Consider the following 790-nt stretch of genomic DNA (forward strand, 5'->3'; position numbering starts at 1 on the left):
TCTGATTTAGAATATACAATTCATTTTTATTCAATATGCGGTTTTCAAGGTACGTTTGGTATGCTTCCGTTTCCTCAGAGGTTTTCAGCATAAGCTTCTTCCCTTTGGTCACTTCAGCAAATGGAGATGGAGAGATTCGAACTCTTGACCCCCTGCTTGCAAGGCAGGTGCTCTCCCAACTGAGCTACACCCCCATAGAAATCTGGCACCCACCTGCTCTCCCATGCCGTCTCCAGCATAGTACCATCGGCCGCTTAGGTCTTAACCATCGTGTTCGGGATGGGTACGGGTGTTTCCCCTAAGCGCATCGGCACCAGAAATTCTTTGTGTCCTCTTGATTGAACACTAGACAGTATATAAAACCCTTACTTCTTCTTCCTTAGAAAGGAGGTGATCCAGCCGCACCTTCCGATACGGCTACCTTGTTACGACTTCACCCCAGTTACCTGCCCCGCCTTCGGCAGCTCCCTCTCTTGCGAGTTGGGTCACTGACTTCGGGCGTTGCTGACTCCCATGGTGTGACGGGCGGTGTGTACAAGACCCGGGAACGTATTCACCGCGACATTCTGATTCGCGATTACTAGCGATTCCAGCTTCGTGTAGTCGGGTTGCAGACTACAGTCCGAACTGGGACGTTATTTTTGGGATTTGCTCCACATCACTGTCTTGCTTCCCTTTGTTTACGCCATTGTAGCACGTGTGTAGCCCAAATCATAAGGGGCATGATGATTTGACGTCATCCCCACCTTCCTCCAGGTTATCCCTGGCAGTCTCCCTAGAGTGCCCAGCT

General features: G+C 50.5%; 1 tRNA gene and 2 rRNA genes. All 3 read right to left on the reverse strand.

Annotation, left to right across the window (positions count from 1 at the left end):
- Positions 1-121: 121 nt before the first annotated feature.
- Positions 122-194 (reverse strand) — tRNA-Ala (locus tag LI015_RS27975).
- Positions 195-200: 6 nt separating this feature from the next.
- Positions 201-318, reverse strand: a 5S ribosomal RNA gene (gene rrf, locus LI015_RS27980).
- 65 nt (positions 319-383) lie between these two features.
- Positions 384-790: ribosomal RNA gene (locus LI015_RS27985) — 16S ribosomal RNA — on the reverse strand; the annotation flags it as partial.

This window comes from Enterocloster sp. 210928-DFI.2.20 (assembly GCF_020554465.1).
Lineage (GTDB): Bacteria > Bacillota > Clostridia > Lachnospirales > Lachnospiraceae > Enterocloster > Enterocloster bolteae.